This window comes from Bradyrhizobium sp. USDA 4501, assembly GCF_054062115.1.
Genome location: NZ_JBSSEX010000001.1, coordinates 1,157,126 through 1,175,384, shown reverse-complemented (window position 1 = coordinate 1,175,384; position 18,259 = coordinate 1,157,126). Strand labels below are relative to the sequence as shown.

The following is an 18,259-nucleotide window of genomic DNA, read 5'->3' as shown; positions in this document are numbered from 1 at the left end:
GCCTGATCATGCCAGTGGCTGAACACAAGCCATCACGATGCCTCAGAACATCGTGTTGCTGTTGGCGGGATTCTCCGGAATGGGCTGCGCCACGTCCCAGTGCTCGACGATCTTGCCGTCCTCGAGTTTGAAGATGTCGATGATCGCGTTGCCGCGGGTGCCGGGCTCGCGCACGGCGTGGACGTGCAGGATCACGTAGTCGCCGTCGACGAATGAGCGCTTGATCTCGCTGTGCGAGTTCGGAAACTTCTCGCGCAGGAAGCCGATGAACTTGCGGAAGCCTTCGCGGCCGTCGGCCGCGCCGGGATTGTGCTGCACATAGCGGTTGCCGACATAGGCGAGCGCCGCGTCGGCGTCCTTCTGGTTCAGCCCCTTCTCGTAGAACGCCAGCACCGCCTTGCGGTTGGCTTCCTGCTGCGCGTCGCTGGCAGCCGCCATTGCCGATGAAGACGCGAGCGCGAGGAGGAGAGCGGCGACGGCTGTCTGTGGCCGGAGGATGGTCTTCATCTGGTTGCTCCCGGTGGCTGAGCGGTGGATAGCGCTCTCTACAGCGTCCGTGCCGCGCCCGGAAGAACGCACTCCTGGCTCACATGGTTACCGGAAGATACCGGAGCCCCGTTCCGATTGAATCGGGACGGGGCTCTCGATTTTGGCTTTGGGGCGTTTTCTTCACGCGAACCGGGATCCACTTCGCTCGAAAACGCTCTGGCCTCACGCCGCCTTCGCCGCCGCGCCATGCGCGTGCTTGTCGATGGCGTCGATGATCTGCGGCCACATCGGAATCGGCAGGGCGTGGCCCATGCCCTCGATCATCACCAGCTTCGCGCCCGGGATCGAGACCGCGGTGTCCTTGCCGCCTTCGGGATGCACCAGCGGATCGATGGTGCCGTGGATCACCAACGTCGGCGCCTTGACGCCGCGCAGGCGCTCTTTGCGGCTGCCGGAGGCGAGGATGGCGCGGAGCTGACGGCCGACGCCCTCCGGATTGAGGCCGCGCTCGAAGGTGCGCCGCGCGCGTTCGGGATCGAGCGCCTCATCTTCAGGGAACGAGCCGTTACGCAGGACTTTCCAGGTCTGCCCGAAGCGGACGAAATACTCTTCCTTGCTCTTCGGTGGCGGCGCCATCAGCACTGCGGTCGCCTCGCGGGTCGGGCCCGGGATCTTTGGATTGCCCGTGGTCGACATGATCGAGGTCAGCGAGCGCACGCGTTCGGGGAAGGTGATGGCAACCTCCTGCGCGATCATGCCGCCCATCGAGGCCCCGACCAGATGCGCGGTGCGGATGCCGAGCGCATCCATCAGCCCGATCGTGTCCCTCGCCATGTCGGCCAGCTTGTAGGGCGCTGCGACCGGGATCTTCAGGAAGCGGAGCTTGAGCAGTTCGAGCGCGGTCAGCCGCTTGCCGCCGCTCAGGCGGGAGGATTTGCCGATATCCCTGTTGTCGAATCGGATGACGCGAAAACCGCGCGCGGCGAGCTGGCGGCAGAACTCGTCGTCCCAATGGATCATCTGGGCGCCGAGGCCCATGATCAGGAGCAGCGGCTCGGCATTCGCATCGCCAAACATCTCGTAGCAGATGTCGATGCCATTGGCGCGGATGATCTGCGGCGGCTGATGGGCGAGCGTGGTCACGGGCGTCCCCTGCTGGTGTCGCGGTCAGGAACCTCTATGCCACGGATTGACGCAGCGCAGAAGAGCCTCGGCGTCGCCGGTCGCGCCGCGCTGTTGACCGATCAGCAGCAACAGTGTCGTATGGCAGAAACAAATGGAAGCGCGGCAAGCGCCCGAAATTGGTGTGGAGGAGCGCCGCATGGCCGACAAGGGCAACGACCCTGCCGTGATCTGGCAGACGATGATTGGCGAGATGGAGAAGGGGTTCAATTCCTTCGGCAACCAGCTCATGAGCTCGCCGGAATTTTCCAAGGCGATGAACCAGGCCGGCGGCGTCGCGGCCGGTGCGCAGAAGCAGCTCGGCGAGCTGATGGAGAAATATCTGCTGGCGATGAACCTGCCGAGCCGCGCCCAGCTCGTCGGCATGGCGGAACGCCTGCAATCGATGGAGAACCAGCTCAACGAAATCAAGACGCTGCTGCAGCAGGTGCACCACAATTCGCTGGCGCCGGACGACGGCCACGGCGCAACGCCGCGGCCACCGCGCACCAAGCAGCCGCCAGCGGACGGAGGCAGCAAATGAATGCTCCCACCCCCTTTGATTTCGCCTCGATCTCCGAGCGGGTCCAGTCCGAGGTGCAGCGCGCGATCCAGCGCAGCATCAAGGGCGTCGAGTATTTCTCGAGCTCCGGCCCGTCGCTCGGCTCGACGCCGAAAGATGTGCTGTATTCGCGCGGCACCATGAACCTCTATCACTACCGGCCGCTGGCCAGCGAAGTCTATCGCGTGCCGGTCCTGATCGTGATGGCGACCACCAACCGCGGCTACATCCTCGACCTGGTGCCGGGGCAGAGCTTCATCGAATTCCTGCTCAGGCGCGGCTTCGACGTCTACATGCTGGACTGGAGTGCGCCGAAGCCGGAGGAAAAATCGCTGCGCATGGAGGATTACGTCCTCGACTTCATTCCGGAATCGGTCCGCCGCGTGCAGCAGGATTCCGGCGAAAAGGACGTCTCGGTGATCGGCTATTGCTTCGGTGGCGTGCTGTCGCTGCTCTACGGCTCGATCTTCAACGACGGGCCGATGAAGAACCTGATCTGCTTCACCACGCCGATCGATTTCCGCGAGATGAAGCTGTTCTCGAATTTCGCCGACCGTCGTTATTTCGACGTCGACCGCCTGATCGACAGCACCGGCAACATGCCGCCCGAACTGATCCTGCAATCGTTCGACATGTTGCGGCCGGCCGCGCGTGTCGTCGGCCAGATCCAGCTCTGGGACAACATCTGGAACGACGAGTTCGTCAAGTCGTACCGGATGTTCGATCGCTGGGCGACCGACACGCTGCCGCTCGCGGGCGAATATTTCCGCGCCATCACCAAGGACCTGATGTGGGACAACAAGCTCTACAACGACACCATGACCGTCGGCGGCCGCGAGGCCAAGCTTGCCGACATCAAGGTGCCGATCCTGCACGCGGTCGCCGAGCACGACCACATCGTGCCGTATGATGCGGCAAAGCATCTGATCACCAAGATCGGCTCCGAGGACAAGGAGGAGGTGATGCTGAAGGGCGGTCACGTCTCGCTGGTCGCCGGCGCCAATGCAATCAAGCGGCTGTGGCCGAAACTGGACTCCTGGCTGAGCAAAAGATCGACCTAAGAGGGGTCGACTTGAGAGAGATCGACATGACCGAACAACGTTCCTATCCGCGCCGCGTCAAGACCGAGGCGGGCGACATCGAGTTTCGCCTGATGATTCGGGACCACGAGGCCGCGGTGCTGGCCTTCGCGCAAAAGCTGCCGACGCATGATCTCTTGTTCCTGCCGCGCAACATCAGCCAGCCGAAGGTGCTGTCGGCCTGGATCAACGAGATCGAGCGCGGCGACATCACGAGCCTGCTCGCGATCAAGGACGGCAAGGTGGTCGGCTGCGGCACCCTGGTGCGCGATCCGCATTCCTGGTCGCCGCATGTCGGCGAGATCCGGATGGTGGTGTCGCTCGACGTGCGCGGGCAGGGCGTCGGCCGGGCGCTGTCGCAGGAGACCTTCGCCATCGCGCTCGGTGCCGGGCTGGAGAAGTTCTCGGTGCAGATGACCGTCGATCAGCGGGCGGCGATCGCGCTGTTCGAGAGCCTCGGCTTCAAGGCTGAGGCCCTGCTGCGCGACCATGTCCGCGACGTCGAGGGCAAGACCCACGACATTGTCGTGCTCGGGCACAACGTGGCGCAGGTCCGGGCCCAAATGGAGGCTTACGGGGTGTCTGACGCGGTCAGTGGTAATTAGAAACCGTTTCCTGCTGGTTCTCTAGGCATTCCGCCGGATCTTCGTGCTGTTCACGGGTTCGTGATATCGCGCTGCAACATAGATGTTGCGACGCACCATGAGGCGTGTCATAACACCGTTGCCCCGGGCCAAACCGGACGGGGTGAGCCCATAGCTCAAACCTGAGGATGGAGAGACCCCAATGACCACCGAAACCAATTCCGTGCTGAACAGCGTCAAGGAAGCCTTCGCGCCCGTCACCGAGGCGTTCACCAAGCTTCAGAACCTGGAAGTTCCGGAAGCCGCCCGTGAGTTCGTGAAGAAGCAGGCCGAGGCCGCCAAGACCCGCGCTGCCGATGCCTATGCCGGCTCGGAGAAGGTGACCAACGTGATCGAGTCCGCCGTTGCCGGTTCGGTGACCGAAGCCGCCAAGATCAGCCGCAACATCCAGCAGGCGATCTACCAGGACGCCGAGGCGTTCTTCGCCGGTATCGACAAGCTCGCGTCGGCCAAGTCGCTGAGCGAAGCCGCCCAGATCCAGTCGGAGCTGGCCCGTGCGCGTGGCGAACTGTTCGTCTCGCGGGCGAAGGCCACCACCGAATATCTCGGCAAGCTCGTCACCGACGGTGCGAAGACCGCGCAGGACAACTTCGCCAAGGTCTACGGCAAGACCGCCTGATCGCGGCCGCGCTGACCAACTGCCCTTTTCGAAGGCCCGCCATTTTGCGGGCCTTCTTTTTTGGCGGTGTCCTTCATAACTCATGTATCCATCGTCATTCCGGACGACGCGAAACGGCGATCCGGAATCTCGAGATTCCCCGGTGCGCAATTGCGCACCTGAGGTTCGTGCTTCGCACGCCCCGGAATGACGGCGGTGCGGCCATGCTATGCTTCGTTCGTCACCCCTGCGAAACCCCATGACCCTTCCCGCCGCCCTCATCGCAACGCCAGTCGACGTCGAACGCGCGGCCGAGCTGCGGCGCGTCAAGTGGCTGGCGACCGGCGTGCTGGCGGCAACCTTCATCATCTTCATCGCAGCGAAGGCGCTGCTGCCGGTGCACCCGGTGTTCGGTTTCATCGCGGCATTTGCCGAGGCTGCAACCATCGGCGGCCTCGCCGACTGGTATGCCGTCGTCGCCTTGTTCAAGCGGCCGCTCGGCCTGCCGATCCCGCATACCGCGATCATCCAGAGCAATCAGGCGCGCATCGCCGAGAAGCTCGGCGAATTCATCGAGAACAACTTTTTGGAATCCGGGCCGGTCGAGGCCAAGCTGCGCGAGATCGATTTCGGTTCGTTCATCGCCGACTGGCTGCGCGACCGCAAACGTTCGGAGGATCTCGCCCGCTTCGTGCTGCGGATGCTGCCCGAGGCATTCGCGGCGACCGAGAGCTCGGGGTTGATGCAGTTCATCAGCCGCCGCGTCACGACGCAGGTGCTCTCGATCGACCTCGCGCCGCTTGCGGCCGGCGCGCTGCGCGGCTTCGTGCAGGAGGGCAAGCATGGCGGCCTGCTCGACGACATCCTGCGCGTGTTGCACCAGACGCTGACGCAGCAGGAGACCATGGCCGTGATCCGCGACAAGGTCCGCGCCGAGATGCCGACGCTGCTCAGGCTCTATCGTGCCGACAAGTTCGTGGTGAACCGGATCATCGCGTCCGCCACGAAGTTCTTCGAGGAAGTGCGCAACGATCCGCAGCATCCGTTCCGCGGCGAGTTCGACCGCATGCTGCTGTCCTTTGTCGACCGGCTCGGCAGCGACAAGGCATTCGCCGACCGCATCGATGGTCTCAAGCGCGATTTGATGGCGCGGCCGGAGCTTGCCAATCTCGGGCGCACCATCTGGGCCAACGTCAAGGACTTCATCGAACGCAGCGCCTCGGGCGAGTCGCAGGTGCTGCAGCATCAGCTGGCGCGAATGTTGGTCGAGGCCGGCGACGCGCTCGACGGCGACACCGACCTGCGCGGCGAGATCAATCAGGGCCTGGTGGCGATCCTGCGCACCGTCGTCGCCGAGCAGAAGAGCGGCGTCTCGGGCTTCATCGCCGACCAGATGAAGAGCTGGGACATGGAGCAGCTGATCTCCCTGATCGAGGTCAATGTCGGCAAGGATCTGCAATACATCCGCTTCAACGGCGCGCTGATCGGTGGGCTTGCCGGCCTTGCGCTTTACACCCTGGAATACACGCTGCGGCTGCTGTGACCGATTGGGCACGAACGTCACTTTAGTTGTGGCAAGTGTGACCCGGACCGCTTGCACGAAAGTGTCCGGTTCCCTAGCTTTTCAGGACAGATTGTTGCGTTGCGGAACGAATTCCGCCGGGTTCGCGTCAACTCCGTTGACCCATTCTCGTTGGTCCCATTGCCGGCGGCCCTGCCGGAAGAGGAGCTGAAATGTCCGTTGCTGCGCAGACGCTACGCCCGCCGTCCAGGACGCTGATGTTTCTGGAAGGCCGCGCCATTCATGAGCTCGGCGCCTTTCTTGGTGCATTGCCGTTGCTTAGCCTCGCGCCGCGCGGCGATGGGCATCCGGTGCTGGTGCTGCCGGGGCTGATCGCTTCCGACATGTCGACCCGGCCGCTGCGCGACTTTCTCAGGAGCAAGGGCTACGCCGTCAGCGGCTGGCGCCAGGGCCGCAATCTCGGGCTTCGCGCCGGCGTGCAGGACGGGATGGTCGAGCTGCTGCAGGAGATGAATGAAACCACCGGCCGCAAGGTCTCGGTGGTCGGCTGGAGCCTCGGCGGCCTCTATGCGCGCCAGCTCGCCAAGATGATGCCGGAGCGCGTGCGCCAGGTGATCACGCTCGGCAGCCCGTTTGCCGCCGGCCCGAAGTCGACCAACGCCTGGCGCGTCTATGAGATGGCCAGCGGGCGTCGTGCCGACGAGGAGGACCAGCGTTTCGGCGGCTCGCTCGCCAGCGCGCCGCCGGTGCCGACCACCGCGATCTTCAGCCGCACCGACGGCGTCTGCGCCTGGCAGGGCTGCCGCGAGCAGGCCTCGTCGATGACCGACAGCATCGAGGTCGAGAGCAGCCATTGCGGCATGGGTCATCACCCGGCCGTGGTCTACGCGGTCGCCGATCGCCTCGCGCAGAAGGAAGGCGAGTGGGCGCCGTTCGATCGCAGCGGCTGGCGCAGCATCGTCTATCCGGATCCCAATCGCTGACATGTCTCTTCCTTGCCTCGCCCCGCTTGCGGGGAGAGGCCGGATCGCATGAAGCGCAGCGCAATGCGATCCGGGTGAGGGGAGTCTCCACGAGCGCAACTCGCACCGTGATTGCGGAGAGCCCCCTCATCCCGAGCTTCTCCCCGCACGCGGGAGAAGGAGAAGACCCTGCATTGTCGTGAATCGACAAAACGCGCTATGCGTTGGGCATGTCACAGCCGCTTGCCCGCATCGTCGATCAGCTGAAGCGCGAGCCGTCACGCACCGGCTCGATCATCATCACCGTGTTCGGCGATTCCATCGTGCCGCGCGGCGGCTCGGTGTGGCTCGGCACGCTGCTGGAATTCTTCAAGTTCCTCGACATCGACGGCAATGTGGTGCGCACCGCGATGTCGCGGCTCGCCGCCGATGGTTGGCTCGAGCGCAACAAGGTCGGCCGCAACAGTTTTTATCGGCTGAACGCCAAGGGCCGGCAGACCTTCGACACCGCGACTCGGCACATCTACGATCCGCCGCCGTCGGACTGGACCGGCCGCTTCGAGCTGTTGTTGATCGGCAATGCCGAGGACCGCGACGCCGCGCGCGAGGCGTTGAAGAATGCCGGCTTCGGCAGCCCGCTGCCCGGCGTGTGGGTCGCGCCGTCGGGCGTGCCGATCCCCGTTGAAGCGTCGCGCGCGATCCGGCTCGAAGTCTCCGCGGAAGATGACAGCGGACGCCGGCTGCTTAGCGAAAGCTGGCCGCTCGACCGCACCGCGGACGCCTATCTGAAGTTCATGAAGACGTTCGAGCCGCTGCACGGCTCGATCATCCGCGGCGAGACGCTGAGCGACGCCGACGCCTTCACCGCGCGCATTCTCTTGATCCACCATTACCGGCGGGTCGTGCTGCGTGATCCGCTGCTGCCGTATCAGCTGCTGCCGAAGGACTGGCCGGGCAGGGCGGCGCGGAAACTCTGCGGCGAGATCTATCGCGGGCTGCTTTCGCCGTCGGAACAATGGCTTGACGACCACGCAACCAACCAGGACGGGCCGCTGCCGAAGCCCAACGGGGCGGTGGCGCGCCGTTTCGAGGGTGTCTGAATATATTACAAAAACTTCTTGCATTCGAAAATTTGTGTTATATATTGCTGCCTAACAACACATTGGGAGGTCGGCCATGTACACGCAGGCGCTCAACTCATCCGACGGCGACGATCGCGGCGTCGAGGATGTCGCCCGTGCCAGTCAGTTCCAGGCCCGCATCGATGCCGACGAGCGCATCGAGCCGAACGACTGGATGCCCGCCGCCTACCGCAAGACGCTGACGCGGCAGATTTCCCAACACGCCCATTCCGAAATCGTCGGCATGCTCCCCGAGGGCAACTGGATCACCCGCGCGCCGTCGCTGCGCCGCAAGGCTGCGCTGCTCGCCAAGGTGCAGGACGAATGCGGCCACGGCCTCTATCTCTACGCCGCCGCCGAGACGCTCGGCACCTCGCGCGAGGAGCTGGTCGATGCGATGCTATCGGGCAAGGCGAAATATTCCTCGATCTTCAATTATCCGACGCTGACCTGGGCCGACATCGGCACCATCGGCTGGCTGGTCGACGGCGCCGCGATCATGAACCAGATCCCGCTGTGCCGATGCTCCTACGGCCCCTATGCGCGCGCGATGATCCGCGTCTGCAAGGAAGAGTCGTTCCACCAGCGCCAGGGCTTTGAGATCATGGTGACGCTGTGCCGCGGCACCGCGGAGCAGAAGGCGATGGCGCAGAACGCGCTCGATCGCTGGTGGTGGCCGGTGCTGATGATGTTCGGTCCGCCGGACCAGGTCAGCCAGCACAGCGACACCTCGACCAAATGGAAGATCAAGCGCTTCTCCAACGACGAGCTGCGCCAGAAATTCATCGACGCCACCGTCCCGCAGGCCGAATTCCTGGGCCTGACGATCCCCGATCCCGGCATGAAGCAGAACGCAAACGGCAATTGGGAGCACAGCCCGATCGACTGGGACGAGTTCAAGCAGGTGCTGGCAGGCAACGGCCCCTGCAACCGCGATCGTCTCGCCGCGCGCCGCAAGGCGCATGAGGAGGGTGCCTGGGTGCGCGAGGCCGCGATGGCCTATGCCGAGAAGCGCAAGAGCCGTCAGCTCGCGCAAGCCGCAGAATAAGGGAGCGCCGCCATGGCCACGCCGAACGTTCCGCTCTGGGAAGTCTTCATCCGCAGCCGCAATGGCCTGGCGCACAAGCATGTCGGCTCGCTGCATGCGGCCGACGCGACGCTCGCCCTGCAGGCCGCGCGCGACATCTACACCCGCCGCGGCGAGGGGCTGTCGATCTGGGTGGTGCCCTCGAACGCGATCACCGCGTCCGATCCGTCCGAGAAGGGCATGATGTTCGAGCCGGCGGAATCCAAGATCTACCGTCACCCGACCTTTTACGACGTCCCCGACGAAGTCGGGCACATGTGAATTTCACCCGTCATGGTGAGGAGGCGCGCAGCGCCGTCTCGAACCATGACGCCCGATCGTAACCGCGGCCATCCTTCGAGACGCCTGCTGCGCAGGCTCCTCAGGATGACGTCGAGCAAGTGGATGCAGGTGGAATAGAGAACATGGCAACCGCCAACATCGAAGTCTCCGAAACGCCGCTGGTGCTCTACGCGCTGCGCCGCGCCGACGACGCGCTGATCCTCGGCCATCGGCTGTCCGAATGGTGCGGCCATGCGCCTGCGATGGAAGAGGACATGGCGCTCGCCAATATGGGGCTCGACCTGCTCGGTCAGGCCCGTGAGCTCTACACCTACGCGGCCAAGGTCGAAGGCCGAGGCAACGACGAAGACAAGTTCGCCTATCTGCGCGACGTCAGGCAGTACCGCAACCTGCTGCTGGTCGAGCAGCCGAACGGCGACTTTGCCCGCACCATGGTGCGGCAGTTCTTCTACGCGGCATTTGCCGATCTCTACTGGCGCGCCATGATGGCCTCGTCCGATCCGACGTTTGCCGCGATCGCGGCGAAGTCGGAGAAGGAGAGTGCCTATCATGTCAGACATTCGTCGGAATGGATCGTTCGCCTCGGCGACGGCACCGAGGAGAGCCATCGCCGCGCGCAGGACGCCATTGACGATCTCTGGGCCTATACCGGCGAGATGTTCGCGGTGGACGACGGCGAGCGCGGCCTGATCGATGCCGGCATTGCGATCGACCCGGCGGCGCTGCAGCCGCGCTGGCTGAAGACGGTCACCGGCATCATCAACGAGGCGACGCTGGCACTGCCGAAGAGCGATTGGATGCAGCAGGGCGGCCGCAGCGGCAGCCACAGCGAACATCTCGGCCATCTCCTCAGCGAGCTGCAATCGATGCAGCGGACCTTTCCGGGGGCAACATGGTGACCGTTGCGCTCAGCGATGCCGATCTGCGCCGGCGCGCCTGGCGCGCGGCCGCGCAGGTGGTCGATCCCGAGATCCCGGTGCTGACCATCGCCGATCTCGGCGTGCTGCGCGATGTCGCGGTCCACGACGGTCACGTCGAGGTCGCGATCACGCCGACCTATTCCGGCTGTCCCGCCATGAACATGATCGCACTCGAGATCGAGCTCGCTCTGGCGCGTGAAGGCATTCATGGGCCGAAGGTCCGCACCGTGCTGTCGCCGGCCTGGACCACCGACTGGATGAGCGAGGACGGCCGCCGCAAGCTGAAGGAGTACGGCATCGCGCCGCCGCTGCCGGGCTCCTCGCGCCGCGCGCTGTTCGGCGAGCAGCATGTGATGTGCCCGCAATGCGGCTCCGTTGATACAGAGCTGCTCTCCGAATTCGGCTCGACCTCCTGCAAGGCGCTGTGGCGCTGCAGGAGCTGCCGTGAACCCTTCGATTACTTCAAGTGTCATTGACCATGTCGACACCGCGCTTTCACCGCCTGTCCGTCAGCGATCTGCGCCGCGAAGCGTCGGACGCGATCTCGATGACTTTTGCGATCCCCGACGATCTGCAAGGCGACTACCGTTTTACGCCGGGCCAGTATCTGACGCTGCGCACCACGATGGATGGCGAGGAGGTTCGCCGCTCCTATTCGATCTGCTCCGGTCCCGACGACGGCGAATTGCGCATCGCGGTGAAGAAGGTCGACGGCGGCGCATTCTCGAACTGGGCGGCCGAGGAATTGAAGACCGGCGACGAGCTCGACGTGATGACGCCGACCGGGCGTTTCGGCGTCGCCCACGCGCCGGGCGAGGCGCGGACCTATGTCGGCTTTGCCGCCGGTAGCGGCATCACGCCGATCCTCTCGATCATCAAGGGCGTGCTGGCGCGTGAGCCGGACAGCCGCTTCTTCCTGTTCTACGGCAACCGTTCGACTGAGGGCGTCATGTTCCGCGAGGCGCTGGAGGAGCTGAAGGACCGCTTCATGCAGCGGCTCTCGGTATTCCACGTCATCTCGGGCGAGGAGCAGGACATTCCGATCCTGCACGGCCGGCTCGACGGCGAGAAGGTGCGGGTGCTGCTGCGCTCGCTGGTGCCGGCCGAGACGGTCGATCACGTCTTCGTCTGCGGTCCGGCCGCGATGAGCGAGACCATCGAGGCCACCTGCCGCGAGATCGGCATCGCCGACGAGCGCATCCATGTCGAACGCTTCGTGTCGGAATTCGGCGGCAAGCCGCGGGCGAAGGTCGTCGTTCCGGCCGGCGCGCCGCCGAAGGCGATTGCCGGGCTGATCATCGACGGCAAGCGCCGCGAGGTCCCGGTGGCCGACGGCGAGTCGATCCTCGACGCTGCGCTGCGCGCCGGCATGGACCTGCCGTTTGCCTGCAAGGGCGGCATGTGCTCGACCTGCCGCGCCAAGCTGGTCGAAGGCGAGGCGCCGATGGACCTGAATTATTCGCTGGAGCCGTGGGAGCTGAAGGCGGGGTTCATCCTCACCTGTCAGGCCAAGCCGTGCTCTGAGAAGGTCGTGGTCGACTACGACCACGTCTGAGATTGTCGTCATTCCGGGTTCGCTGCTGCGCATCGTCCCGGAATGACGGAAGTAGCGTTGACGCCTCGTGCGTCGCGCTTGAAATTGAAGTTCGGCACAAGAGGCCCTCCGCAACGGGCCCGGGCACAGGGAGTTCGATGTGAACGTGAAGGCCACGCTATCGCCCGAGGACGTTGCCCGCGCCTGCGCGGACGCGATGTGGAAGGAAGACGACGCCAGCAAGGGCCTCGGCATGGAGCTCGTCGAGATCAGGCCGGGGCAGGCGGTGATGGCGATGACGGTGCAGCCGCACATGGTCAACGGCCAGCGCATCTGTCATGGCGGCTACATCTTCACGCTGGCCGATTCAGCCTTCGCCTTTGCCTGCAACAGCCGCAACGATCGCGCGGTGGCGGCGCAGGGCAACGTCACTTTCATCCGGCCCGGCAAGCTTGGCGACCGCCTGGTGGCGACCGCGCGCGAGATCTCGCGCAATGGCCGCTCGGGAATCTACGACGTGAGCGTGACCTCCGGCGACAGCGTGATCGCCGAATTCCGCGGGCATTCGCGCGTGATAGCGGGCACCTGGCTGCCCGACACGGACATCCAGGCATAAAGGCTTCAGGGGAAACGTCGATGGCAACGGCAAAGCTCAAGGTCAAGGACAGCGGTTATCACGCCGAGCTCGATGCGGCCGAGCGCGCCTCGCGCGACGAGATCATGGCGCTGCAGACCAGGCGGCTGGCCTGGTCGCTCAAGCATGCCTATGACAATGTCGCGCACTACAGGAAGGCGTTCGATGCCGCCGGCGTGCAGCCGTCCGACTTCAGGCAGCTTCCCGATCTCGCCAAATTTCCGTTCACGGTGAAGACGGATCTGCGCGACAATTATCCCTTCAACATGTTCGCGGTGCCGCGCGAACAATTGGTGCGGGTCCATGCGTCCTCGGGCACGACCGGCAAGCCGATCGTGGTCGGCTACACCAAAGCCGACATCGACACCTGGGCGGACGTGATGGCGCGCTCGATCCGCGCCGCCGGCGGCCGCACCGGCATGCTGATGCACAACGCCTATGGCTATGGCCTGTTCACCGGCGGCCTCGGTGCGCATTACGGCGCCGAGCGGCTGGGTTGCACGGTGATCCCGATCTCGGGCGGCATGACCGAGCGGCAGGTGCAGCTCATCAATGATTTCCGGCCCGACATCATCACGGTGACGCCGAGCTACATGCTGGCGATCCTCGACGAGTTCAAGCGACAGGGCCTCGACCCGCGCAAATCGTCGCTCAAGTTCGGCATCTTCGGCGCCGAGCCCTGGACCAATGCGATGCGCGTCGAGATCGAGCAGGCGTTCGACATGGACGCCACCGACATCTATGGCTTGTCGGAGGTGATCGGTCCCGGCGTCGCGCAGGAATGCGTGGAGACCAAGGATGGCCTGCACATCTGGGAGGACCACTTCTATCCGGAGGTGATCGATCCCCTGACCGGCAAGGTGCTGCCCGACGGCGAGAAGGGCGAGTTGGTGTTCACCTCGCTGACCAAGGAAGCCTTTCCGATCATCCGCTACCGCACCCGCGACCTGACGCGGCTGTTGCACGGCACGGCGCGGCCCGGCATGCGGCGGATGGAGAAGGTGACCGGCCGCTCCGACGACATGATCATCCTGCGCGGCGTCAACGTGTTCCCGACCCAGATCGAGGAAGCGCTGCTGGCGACCGACTGGTGCGGCGGTCACTTTGTCATCGAGCTGACCCGTGAGGGCCGCATGGACGAGATGACGGTGCTCGCCGAAGCCCGGCCGGAGAGCTGGGACGGTGAGGGGCTGACTGCATACGCCGAGAAGGTCTCCGCCTTCATCAAGAACACGATCGGCATCTCCACCCGCGTCCGCGTCGTTGCGCCCGAGACGCTGGAGCGTTCGCTCGGCAAGGCGAAACGTGTTTACGACAAGCGGCCGAAAGAATAGCCTAATCCCTGCAATTCAACAGGGCGCAGGGTATGGCCGACACCAATGAAACGACCGCTGCGGAGATCCTGGCTGATATCCGCGCCGGCAAGGTAACGGCGGTCAGTGTCGTCGAGGCCGCGCTCGATCGTGCGGAGCGGCTCAAGCACCTCAACGCCTTCATCGTGCTGAACCGCGACGGCGCGCTGGCCGCGGCGCGCGAGGTCGATGCCGGGACGCGGACCGGCGTGCTGGCCGGGCTTCCGATCGTCGTGAAGGACAATATCAACACATCAGAACTGCCGACATCGGGCGGCACGCCGGCGCTGCAACACGCGCGGCCTGCGCGCAATGCGCCGTCGCTGCAAAAGCTGCTCGATGCGGGTGCCGTCGTCATCGGCAAGACCAATCTGCACGAGCTTGCCTTCGGCATCACCAGTACCAATCTCGCACCGTTCGCGGGACCGGTGCGGAATCCATACGACACCAGCCGGATCCCGGGCGGGTCGTCCGGCGGAACGTCGGCGGCGATCGCCGCGCGCATCGCCACCTGTGGCCTCGGATCGGACACCGGCGGCTCGACCCGCGTGCCCGCGGCGTTGACCGGGACCGTGGGCCTTCGGCCTTCAGTCGGCGATGGCGGCGCCGAGCGGCGTTATCACGATGACAACCAGGTGGTTCCGATCAGCCATACCCGCGACACCGTCGGCCCGATGGGACGCACCGTCGCCGATGTCGCGCTGCTCGATGCCGTGATGACAGGCACGCCGCTGGCAACGAGCATCCCGCTACGCGGCGTGCGTCTCGGCATTCCCGCCTGTTTCTGGAGCGGCCTCGATCGCGATGTCGAAGCCGTCGCCCGCGCAGCCTGCGCCCGGCTCTCGGCGGCCGGCGCGGTGCTGGTCGATGTCGACATGCCCGATCTGTTTGAGCAGAACGGCAAGGTGTCGTTTGTGGTCGCGTTGCACGAGCCGATCGCCGATATCCCGGCCTGGCTCGCCGCCTCCGGGATTGAAGGGATCACGCTGTCCGACATCGCGGCCGGCGTCGCCAGTCCTGATGTCGTCGGCGCATTCGGTGCCATCACTACGGACGCCTTCGGTGCCGCCTATGATGATGCAATCAAAGTGCAGCGGCCGGTGCTGCAGGCGATCTATGCCACCTACATCAGGGACAACGGGCTGGATGCGATCCTGTTTCCGACCACGATCGCGCCTGCACCGGTCATCGACGAAAACAACGGATCCGGCGAGATGTCGGTCAATGGCGGCGCCCAGGTGCCGACCTTCGGCACCTTGATCCGCAACACCGATCCCGGCAGCAATGCTGGCCTTCCCGGGCTGTCGCTCTATGCCGGCATGACGTCCGATGGCCTGCCGGTTGGGCTCGAGCTCGACGGTCCGGTCGGCAGCGATGCAAGGCTGCTCGGGCTCGGCCTGTCGATCGAGGCGATCCTGGGCACGGCCCCGCCGCCGAAGCTCTGACTCGGCCGGCCGCAACAAGCCCCTTGAATTGATCGGTCAGTCGATTAGTCATGGCCCGAGGCCATCCGGCCGCCACCATCCGCGTGCCTTGCGGCGCGCTCCATGACCGAGACTGGAACGCTGATGCCGCCGGCCCCGCAAGCAAACCGTCATCCTGTCGACGCGCGCTGCGTCCGCCTGCTGACGAAGGCGGAGAACGCGGCGGCGGTGGCGCCAGCGGTCGAGACCCTTGCGTTGTCGCGCGCGGCGGACGATCTGCTCATCGAGGTGAGGGCCGCCGCGGTCAATCCGTCCGACGTCAAGGCCGCGACCGGGCTGATGCCCTATGCCATATTCCCGCGTACCTCGGGCCGCGACTACGCCGGTGTCGTAATCGATGGTCCCGCTGAATTCATCGGGCGTGAGGTGTTCGGCTCGTCCGGCGACCTCGGCATCCGCCGCGACGGCACCCATGCCACGCATCTGGTGGTCGAGCGCGATGCCGTGGTGGAAAAACCCGCGGGCTTTTCCTGGGACGAAGCCGCCGGGATCGGCGTGCCCTTCGTCACCGCGATGGAGGGCCTGCGCCGCGCCGGCCTGCCGAAGGCGGGCGAGACCGTGCTCGTGATGGGCGTCAACGGCAAGGTCGGGCAGGCCGCGGTGCAGATCGCGAGCTGGCACGGCGCGCGCGTGATCGGCGTGGTGCGCAAGAGCGAGCCCTATGAAGGCCACAGCAATTCGCCGGTCGAGGTGATCGACGCCTCGACCACCGACGTCGCCGCTCGCGTGCGCGAGTTGACCGGCGGCAAGGGCGCCAACATCGTCTACAACACGGTCGGCGATCCCTATTTCCAGGCCGCGCACAAGTCGCTGGCGCTGCGCGGCCGCCAGATCCTGATCGCGGCGGTCGACCGCATCGTGCAGTTCAACATCCTCGAATTCTACCGCGGCCAGCACACCTATGTCGGCATCGACACGCTTGCGCTGTCGTCGGTTGCGACCGGCGAGGTGTTGCGCGAGCTCGCGCCGGGCTTTGCCGGCGGACATCTGAAGCCATTCCCGATCAAGCCGAGCGCGATCTACCCGCTGGAACAGGCCAAGGCGGCGTTTGTTGCCGTGGCAGGCTCGTCGCGCGACCGCGTGATTTTGCGACCCTAGTTCACCGTCATTGCGAGGAGCGAAGCGACGAAGCAATCCATTTCTCTCCAGCGTGATAGTATGGATTGCTTCGCGTCGCTCGCAATGACGAACGTAATTGAAGGACTATTATGGACCCCGCCACGATCGTCATCATTGCCGCCCTGACCATCGGCCTCATCTATGGCTCGGTCGCGCTGCTCAGCGGCTTCTGCATGATGAGCGGCCTGCGCGGCTGGTGGGCGGAGGGCGACGGCCGCCTGGCGCGCACCTATGCGCTGGCGATGGGCGTCGCGATCGCGGCCTCGCAGCTGTTGGCGGCGGCAGGCCTCGTCGATCTCGGCAAGTCGATCTATCTGCAACCGTCCTTCTCGGCGCCGGTGATGTTCCTCGGCGGGCTCCTGTTCGGCTACGGCATGGTGCTGTCGAATGGCTGCGGCTCGCGGGCGCTGGTGCTGCTCGGGCGCGGCAATCTGCGCTCCTTCGTGGTCGTGATCGTGCTCGGCATTTTCGCCGAGATGACGCTGAAGGGCCTGATCGCCCCGGCGCGGATCGCGATGGTGCAGGCGTCACAGGCCACAGTGTCAGCCAATTCGGTGCCGGCGCTATTGGCGGACATCGGCCTCGGCGCGGTGCCGGCGCGGATGGTGGCGGCCTCGGTTCTCGCAGCCCTCTTGATTATTTTCGCCTTTGCCCATGCGCCATTCCGCAAGTCACCGGGCCAGATCGCGGCCGGCCTGATCGTCGGCCTGCTGGTGGCGGGGGGCTGGTACGCGACCGGCTATCTCGGCGCCGATGATTTCAATCCGGTGCCGGTGACGTCGCTGACCTTCATCGCGCCGATCGCCGACGCCCTGCAATACGTCATGCTGTCGACCGGCTCGACGCTCAATTTCGGCATCGTCACCGTGTTCGGCGTGTTCGCCGGCAGCCTGATCACGGCCATCGCCACCGGGCGCTTCCAGCTCGAAGGCTACCGGTCGCCGCAGCATATGCTGCGCTCGGCGAGCGGCGCCGCGTTGATGGGCGCGGGCGGCGTGATGGCGTTCGGCTGCTCGGTCGGGCAGGGGCTGACTGGGCTGTCGACGCTCTCGCTGTCGTCCCTCATCGCGATCGCCGGCATCATGCTCGGCACCGGCGCCGGCCTGCGCGGGAGCTTGCGGGTCAGGCCGCTTGCGACGGCCTAGGCGTGTCCTCATAACCGTCGGCTTCCCGTCATAAAGCGGAAGTTGCCCGGTTCGGTAGTTATCGGCGTCTTATGGCCCCTCAGCAGACATTCCGTTCGTGCCGATGCTCCGTTTTGGAGATAATATGCAGCATTGCGACGCGAGGGAAGAGAATGAATGAAGATCAAACCATTCGAGCGGCTTTGGATCATCACTGGGCAGCCTCAGATGCAAATGACTTCGAGGCGGAGCATGAGATTTACCGTGATGATGCCGTGCTTGAGTACCCTCAATCCGGGGAGAGAATCCGCGGTCGACGCAATATTCAAGCGTCTCGTTTTGCGCAGCCGAACAAGAAGCGCTTTACGGTGCGACGCATACTCGGCGCTGCCGACCTTTGGGTTACTGAATTTGTCCTTACATACGACGGCTTGCCGTCTTACACGGTGAGCATCATGGAATTCAGAGGCGGGAAGGTCGTTCGTGAAACCCAGTACTTCGGTGATCCCTTTGAGCCGGGGCCGTCGCGCGCCCAATGGATCGAGCCAATACGTTGAGATGTCTTTGCATTCAATCTCACCACCG

At 64.9% G+C, this 18,259-nt stretch carries 20 protein-coding genes; 18 read left to right on the top strand and 2 right to left on the bottom strand.

Annotated features, from left to right (window positions below; all coding sequences use genetic code 11):
- Positions 1–42: 42 nt before the first annotated feature.
- Both ACVWZM_RS05595 and ACVWZM_RS05590 read right to left on the bottom strand, forming a co-directional pair.
- Positions 43–507: a nuclear transport factor 2 family protein gene (locus tag ACVWZM_RS05595; RefSeq protein ID WP_456852145.1), complete on the bottom strand. Its 465-nt coding sequence runs from the start codon at positions 505–507 to the stop codon at positions 43–45.
- Positions 508–711: 204 nt separating this feature from the next.
- On the bottom strand, positions 712–1,632 hold the full coding sequence (locus ACVWZM_RS05590) for an alpha/beta fold hydrolase (protein ID WP_168857785.1): 921 nt from the start codon (positions 1,630–1,632) through the stop codon (positions 712–714).
- Between the two features lie 178 nt (positions 1,633–1,810).
- On the opposite strand from ACVWZM_RS05590, the gene ACVWZM_RS05585 reads away from it, so the two are divergent.
- From ACVWZM_RS05585 to ACVWZM_RS05500, 18 genes are all read left to right on the top strand, one after another.
- The gene (locus tag ACVWZM_RS05585; RefSeq protein ID WP_456784286.1) at positions 1,811–2,194 is read left to right on the top strand and encodes a hypothetical protein; all 384 of its coding nucleotides are present in this window, start codon (positions 1,811–1,813) and stop codon (positions 2,192–2,194) included.
- A complete protein-coding gene (locus tag ACVWZM_RS05580) occupies positions 2,191–3,273 on the top strand; it encodes a PHA/PHB synthase family protein (RefSeq protein ID WP_092083259.1) in 1,083 nt (360 codons plus the stop codon). The genes ACVWZM_RS05585 and ACVWZM_RS05580 overlap by 4 nt, the downstream gene beginning before the upstream one ends.
- 26 nt (positions 3,274–3,299) lie before the next feature.
- Positions 3,300–3,896 carry a GNAT family N-acetyltransferase gene (locus ACVWZM_RS05575; RefSeq protein WP_038383826.1) on the top strand — a complete coding sequence of 199 codons (597 nt, stop codon included), beginning with the start codon at positions 3,300–3,302 and terminating at the stop codon, positions 3,894–3,896.
- Positions 3,897–4,077: 181 nt separating this feature from the next.
- Positions 4,078–4,554 carry a phasin gene (locus ACVWZM_RS05570; RefSeq protein WP_028331816.1) on the top strand — a complete coding sequence of 159 codons (477 nt, stop codon included), beginning with the start codon at positions 4,078–4,080 and terminating at the stop codon, positions 4,552–4,554.
- A 238-nt stretch (positions 4,555–4,792) separates the two neighbouring features.
- Positions 4,793–6,076, top strand: a complete 1,284-nt coding sequence (locus ACVWZM_RS05565) for a DUF445 domain-containing protein (protein ID WP_141340846.1) — start codon at positions 4,793–4,795, stop codon at positions 6,074–6,076.
- Positions 6,077–6,267: 191 nt separating this feature from the next.
- A complete protein-coding gene (locus tag ACVWZM_RS05560) occupies positions 6,268–7,038 on the top strand; it encodes an esterase/lipase family protein (protein WP_076827146.1) in 771 nt (256 codons plus the stop codon).
- Between the two features lie 209 nt (positions 7,039–7,247).
- Positions 7,248–8,117 (top strand): phenylacetic acid degradation operon negative regulatory protein PaaX, encoded by an 870-nt coding sequence (gene paaX, locus ACVWZM_RS05555; protein ID WP_076827148.1) that lies wholly within the window; start codon positions 7,248–7,250, stop codon positions 8,115–8,117.
- 76 nt (positions 8,118–8,193) lie between these two features.
- Positions 8,194–9,186 (top strand): 1,2-phenylacetyl-CoA epoxidase subunit PaaA, encoded by a 993-nt coding sequence (gene paaA, locus ACVWZM_RS05550; protein ID WP_076827150.1) that lies wholly within the window; start codon positions 8,194–8,196, stop codon positions 9,184–9,186.
- A gap of 12 nt (positions 9,187–9,198) precedes the next feature.
- Positions 9,199–9,486 (top strand): 1,2-phenylacetyl-CoA epoxidase subunit PaaB, encoded by a 288-nt coding sequence (paaB, locus tag ACVWZM_RS05545; protein WP_016842890.1) that lies wholly within the window; start codon positions 9,199–9,201, stop codon positions 9,484–9,486.
- 143 nt (positions 9,487–9,629) lie between these two features.
- Positions 9,630–10,406, top strand: a complete 777-nt coding sequence (gene paaC / locus ACVWZM_RS05540; RefSeq protein WP_456815843.1) for a 1,2-phenylacetyl-CoA epoxidase subunit PaaC — start codon at positions 9,630–9,632, stop codon at positions 10,404–10,406.
- Positions 10,400–10,903 carry a 1,2-phenylacetyl-CoA epoxidase subunit PaaD gene (paaD, locus tag ACVWZM_RS05535; RefSeq protein WP_076827154.1) on the top strand — a complete coding sequence of 168 codons (504 nt, stop codon included), beginning with the start codon at positions 10,400–10,402 and terminating at the stop codon, positions 10,901–10,903. The genes paaC and paaD overlap by 7 nt, the downstream gene beginning before the upstream one ends.
- A 2-nt stretch (positions 10,904–10,905) precedes the next feature.
- Positions 10,906–11,982 carry a 1,2-phenylacetyl-CoA epoxidase subunit PaaE gene (gene paaE / locus ACVWZM_RS05530; RefSeq protein ID WP_057017627.1) on the top strand — a complete coding sequence of 359 codons (1,077 nt, stop codon included), beginning with the start codon at positions 10,906–10,908 and terminating at the stop codon, positions 11,980–11,982.
- A gap of 139 nt (positions 11,983–12,121) precedes the next feature.
- On the top strand, positions 12,122–12,577 hold the full coding sequence (paaI, locus tag ACVWZM_RS05525) for a hydroxyphenylacetyl-CoA thioesterase PaaI (protein ID WP_076827156.1): 456 nt from the start codon (positions 12,122–12,124) through the stop codon (positions 12,575–12,577).
- A gap of 20 nt (positions 12,578–12,597) precedes the next feature.
- Positions 12,598–13,929, top strand: a complete 1,332-nt coding sequence (paaK, locus tag ACVWZM_RS05520; protein ID WP_456852142.1) for a phenylacetate--CoA ligase PaaK — start codon at positions 12,598–12,600, stop codon at positions 13,927–13,929.
- 32 nt (positions 13,930–13,961) lie between these two features.
- Positions 13,962–15,392, top strand: a complete 1,431-nt coding sequence (iaaH, locus tag ACVWZM_RS05515; RefSeq protein ID WP_057017629.1) for an indoleacetamide hydrolase — start codon at positions 13,962–13,964, stop codon at positions 15,390–15,392.
- A 102-nt stretch (positions 15,393–15,494) separates the two neighbouring features.
- Complete coding sequence (locus tag ACVWZM_RS05510) at positions 15,495–16,529, top strand: quinone oxidoreductase family protein (RefSeq protein ID WP_371852123.1); 1,035 nt, start codon at positions 15,495–15,497, stop codon at positions 16,527–16,529.
- A gap of 110 nt (positions 16,530–16,639) precedes the next feature.
- Complete coding sequence (locus ACVWZM_RS05505; protein ID WP_057017630.1) at positions 16,640–17,695, top strand: YeeE/YedE family protein; 1,056 nt, start codon at positions 16,640–16,642, stop codon at positions 17,693–17,695.
- Between the two features lie 152 nt (positions 17,696–17,847).
- The gene (locus tag ACVWZM_RS05500) at positions 17,848–18,231 is read left to right on the top strand and encodes a nuclear transport factor 2 family protein (protein ID WP_057017631.1); all 384 of its coding nucleotides are present in this window, start codon (positions 17,848–17,850) and stop codon (positions 18,229–18,231) included.
- The last annotated feature ends 28 nt before the right edge of the window (positions 18,232–18,259 follow it).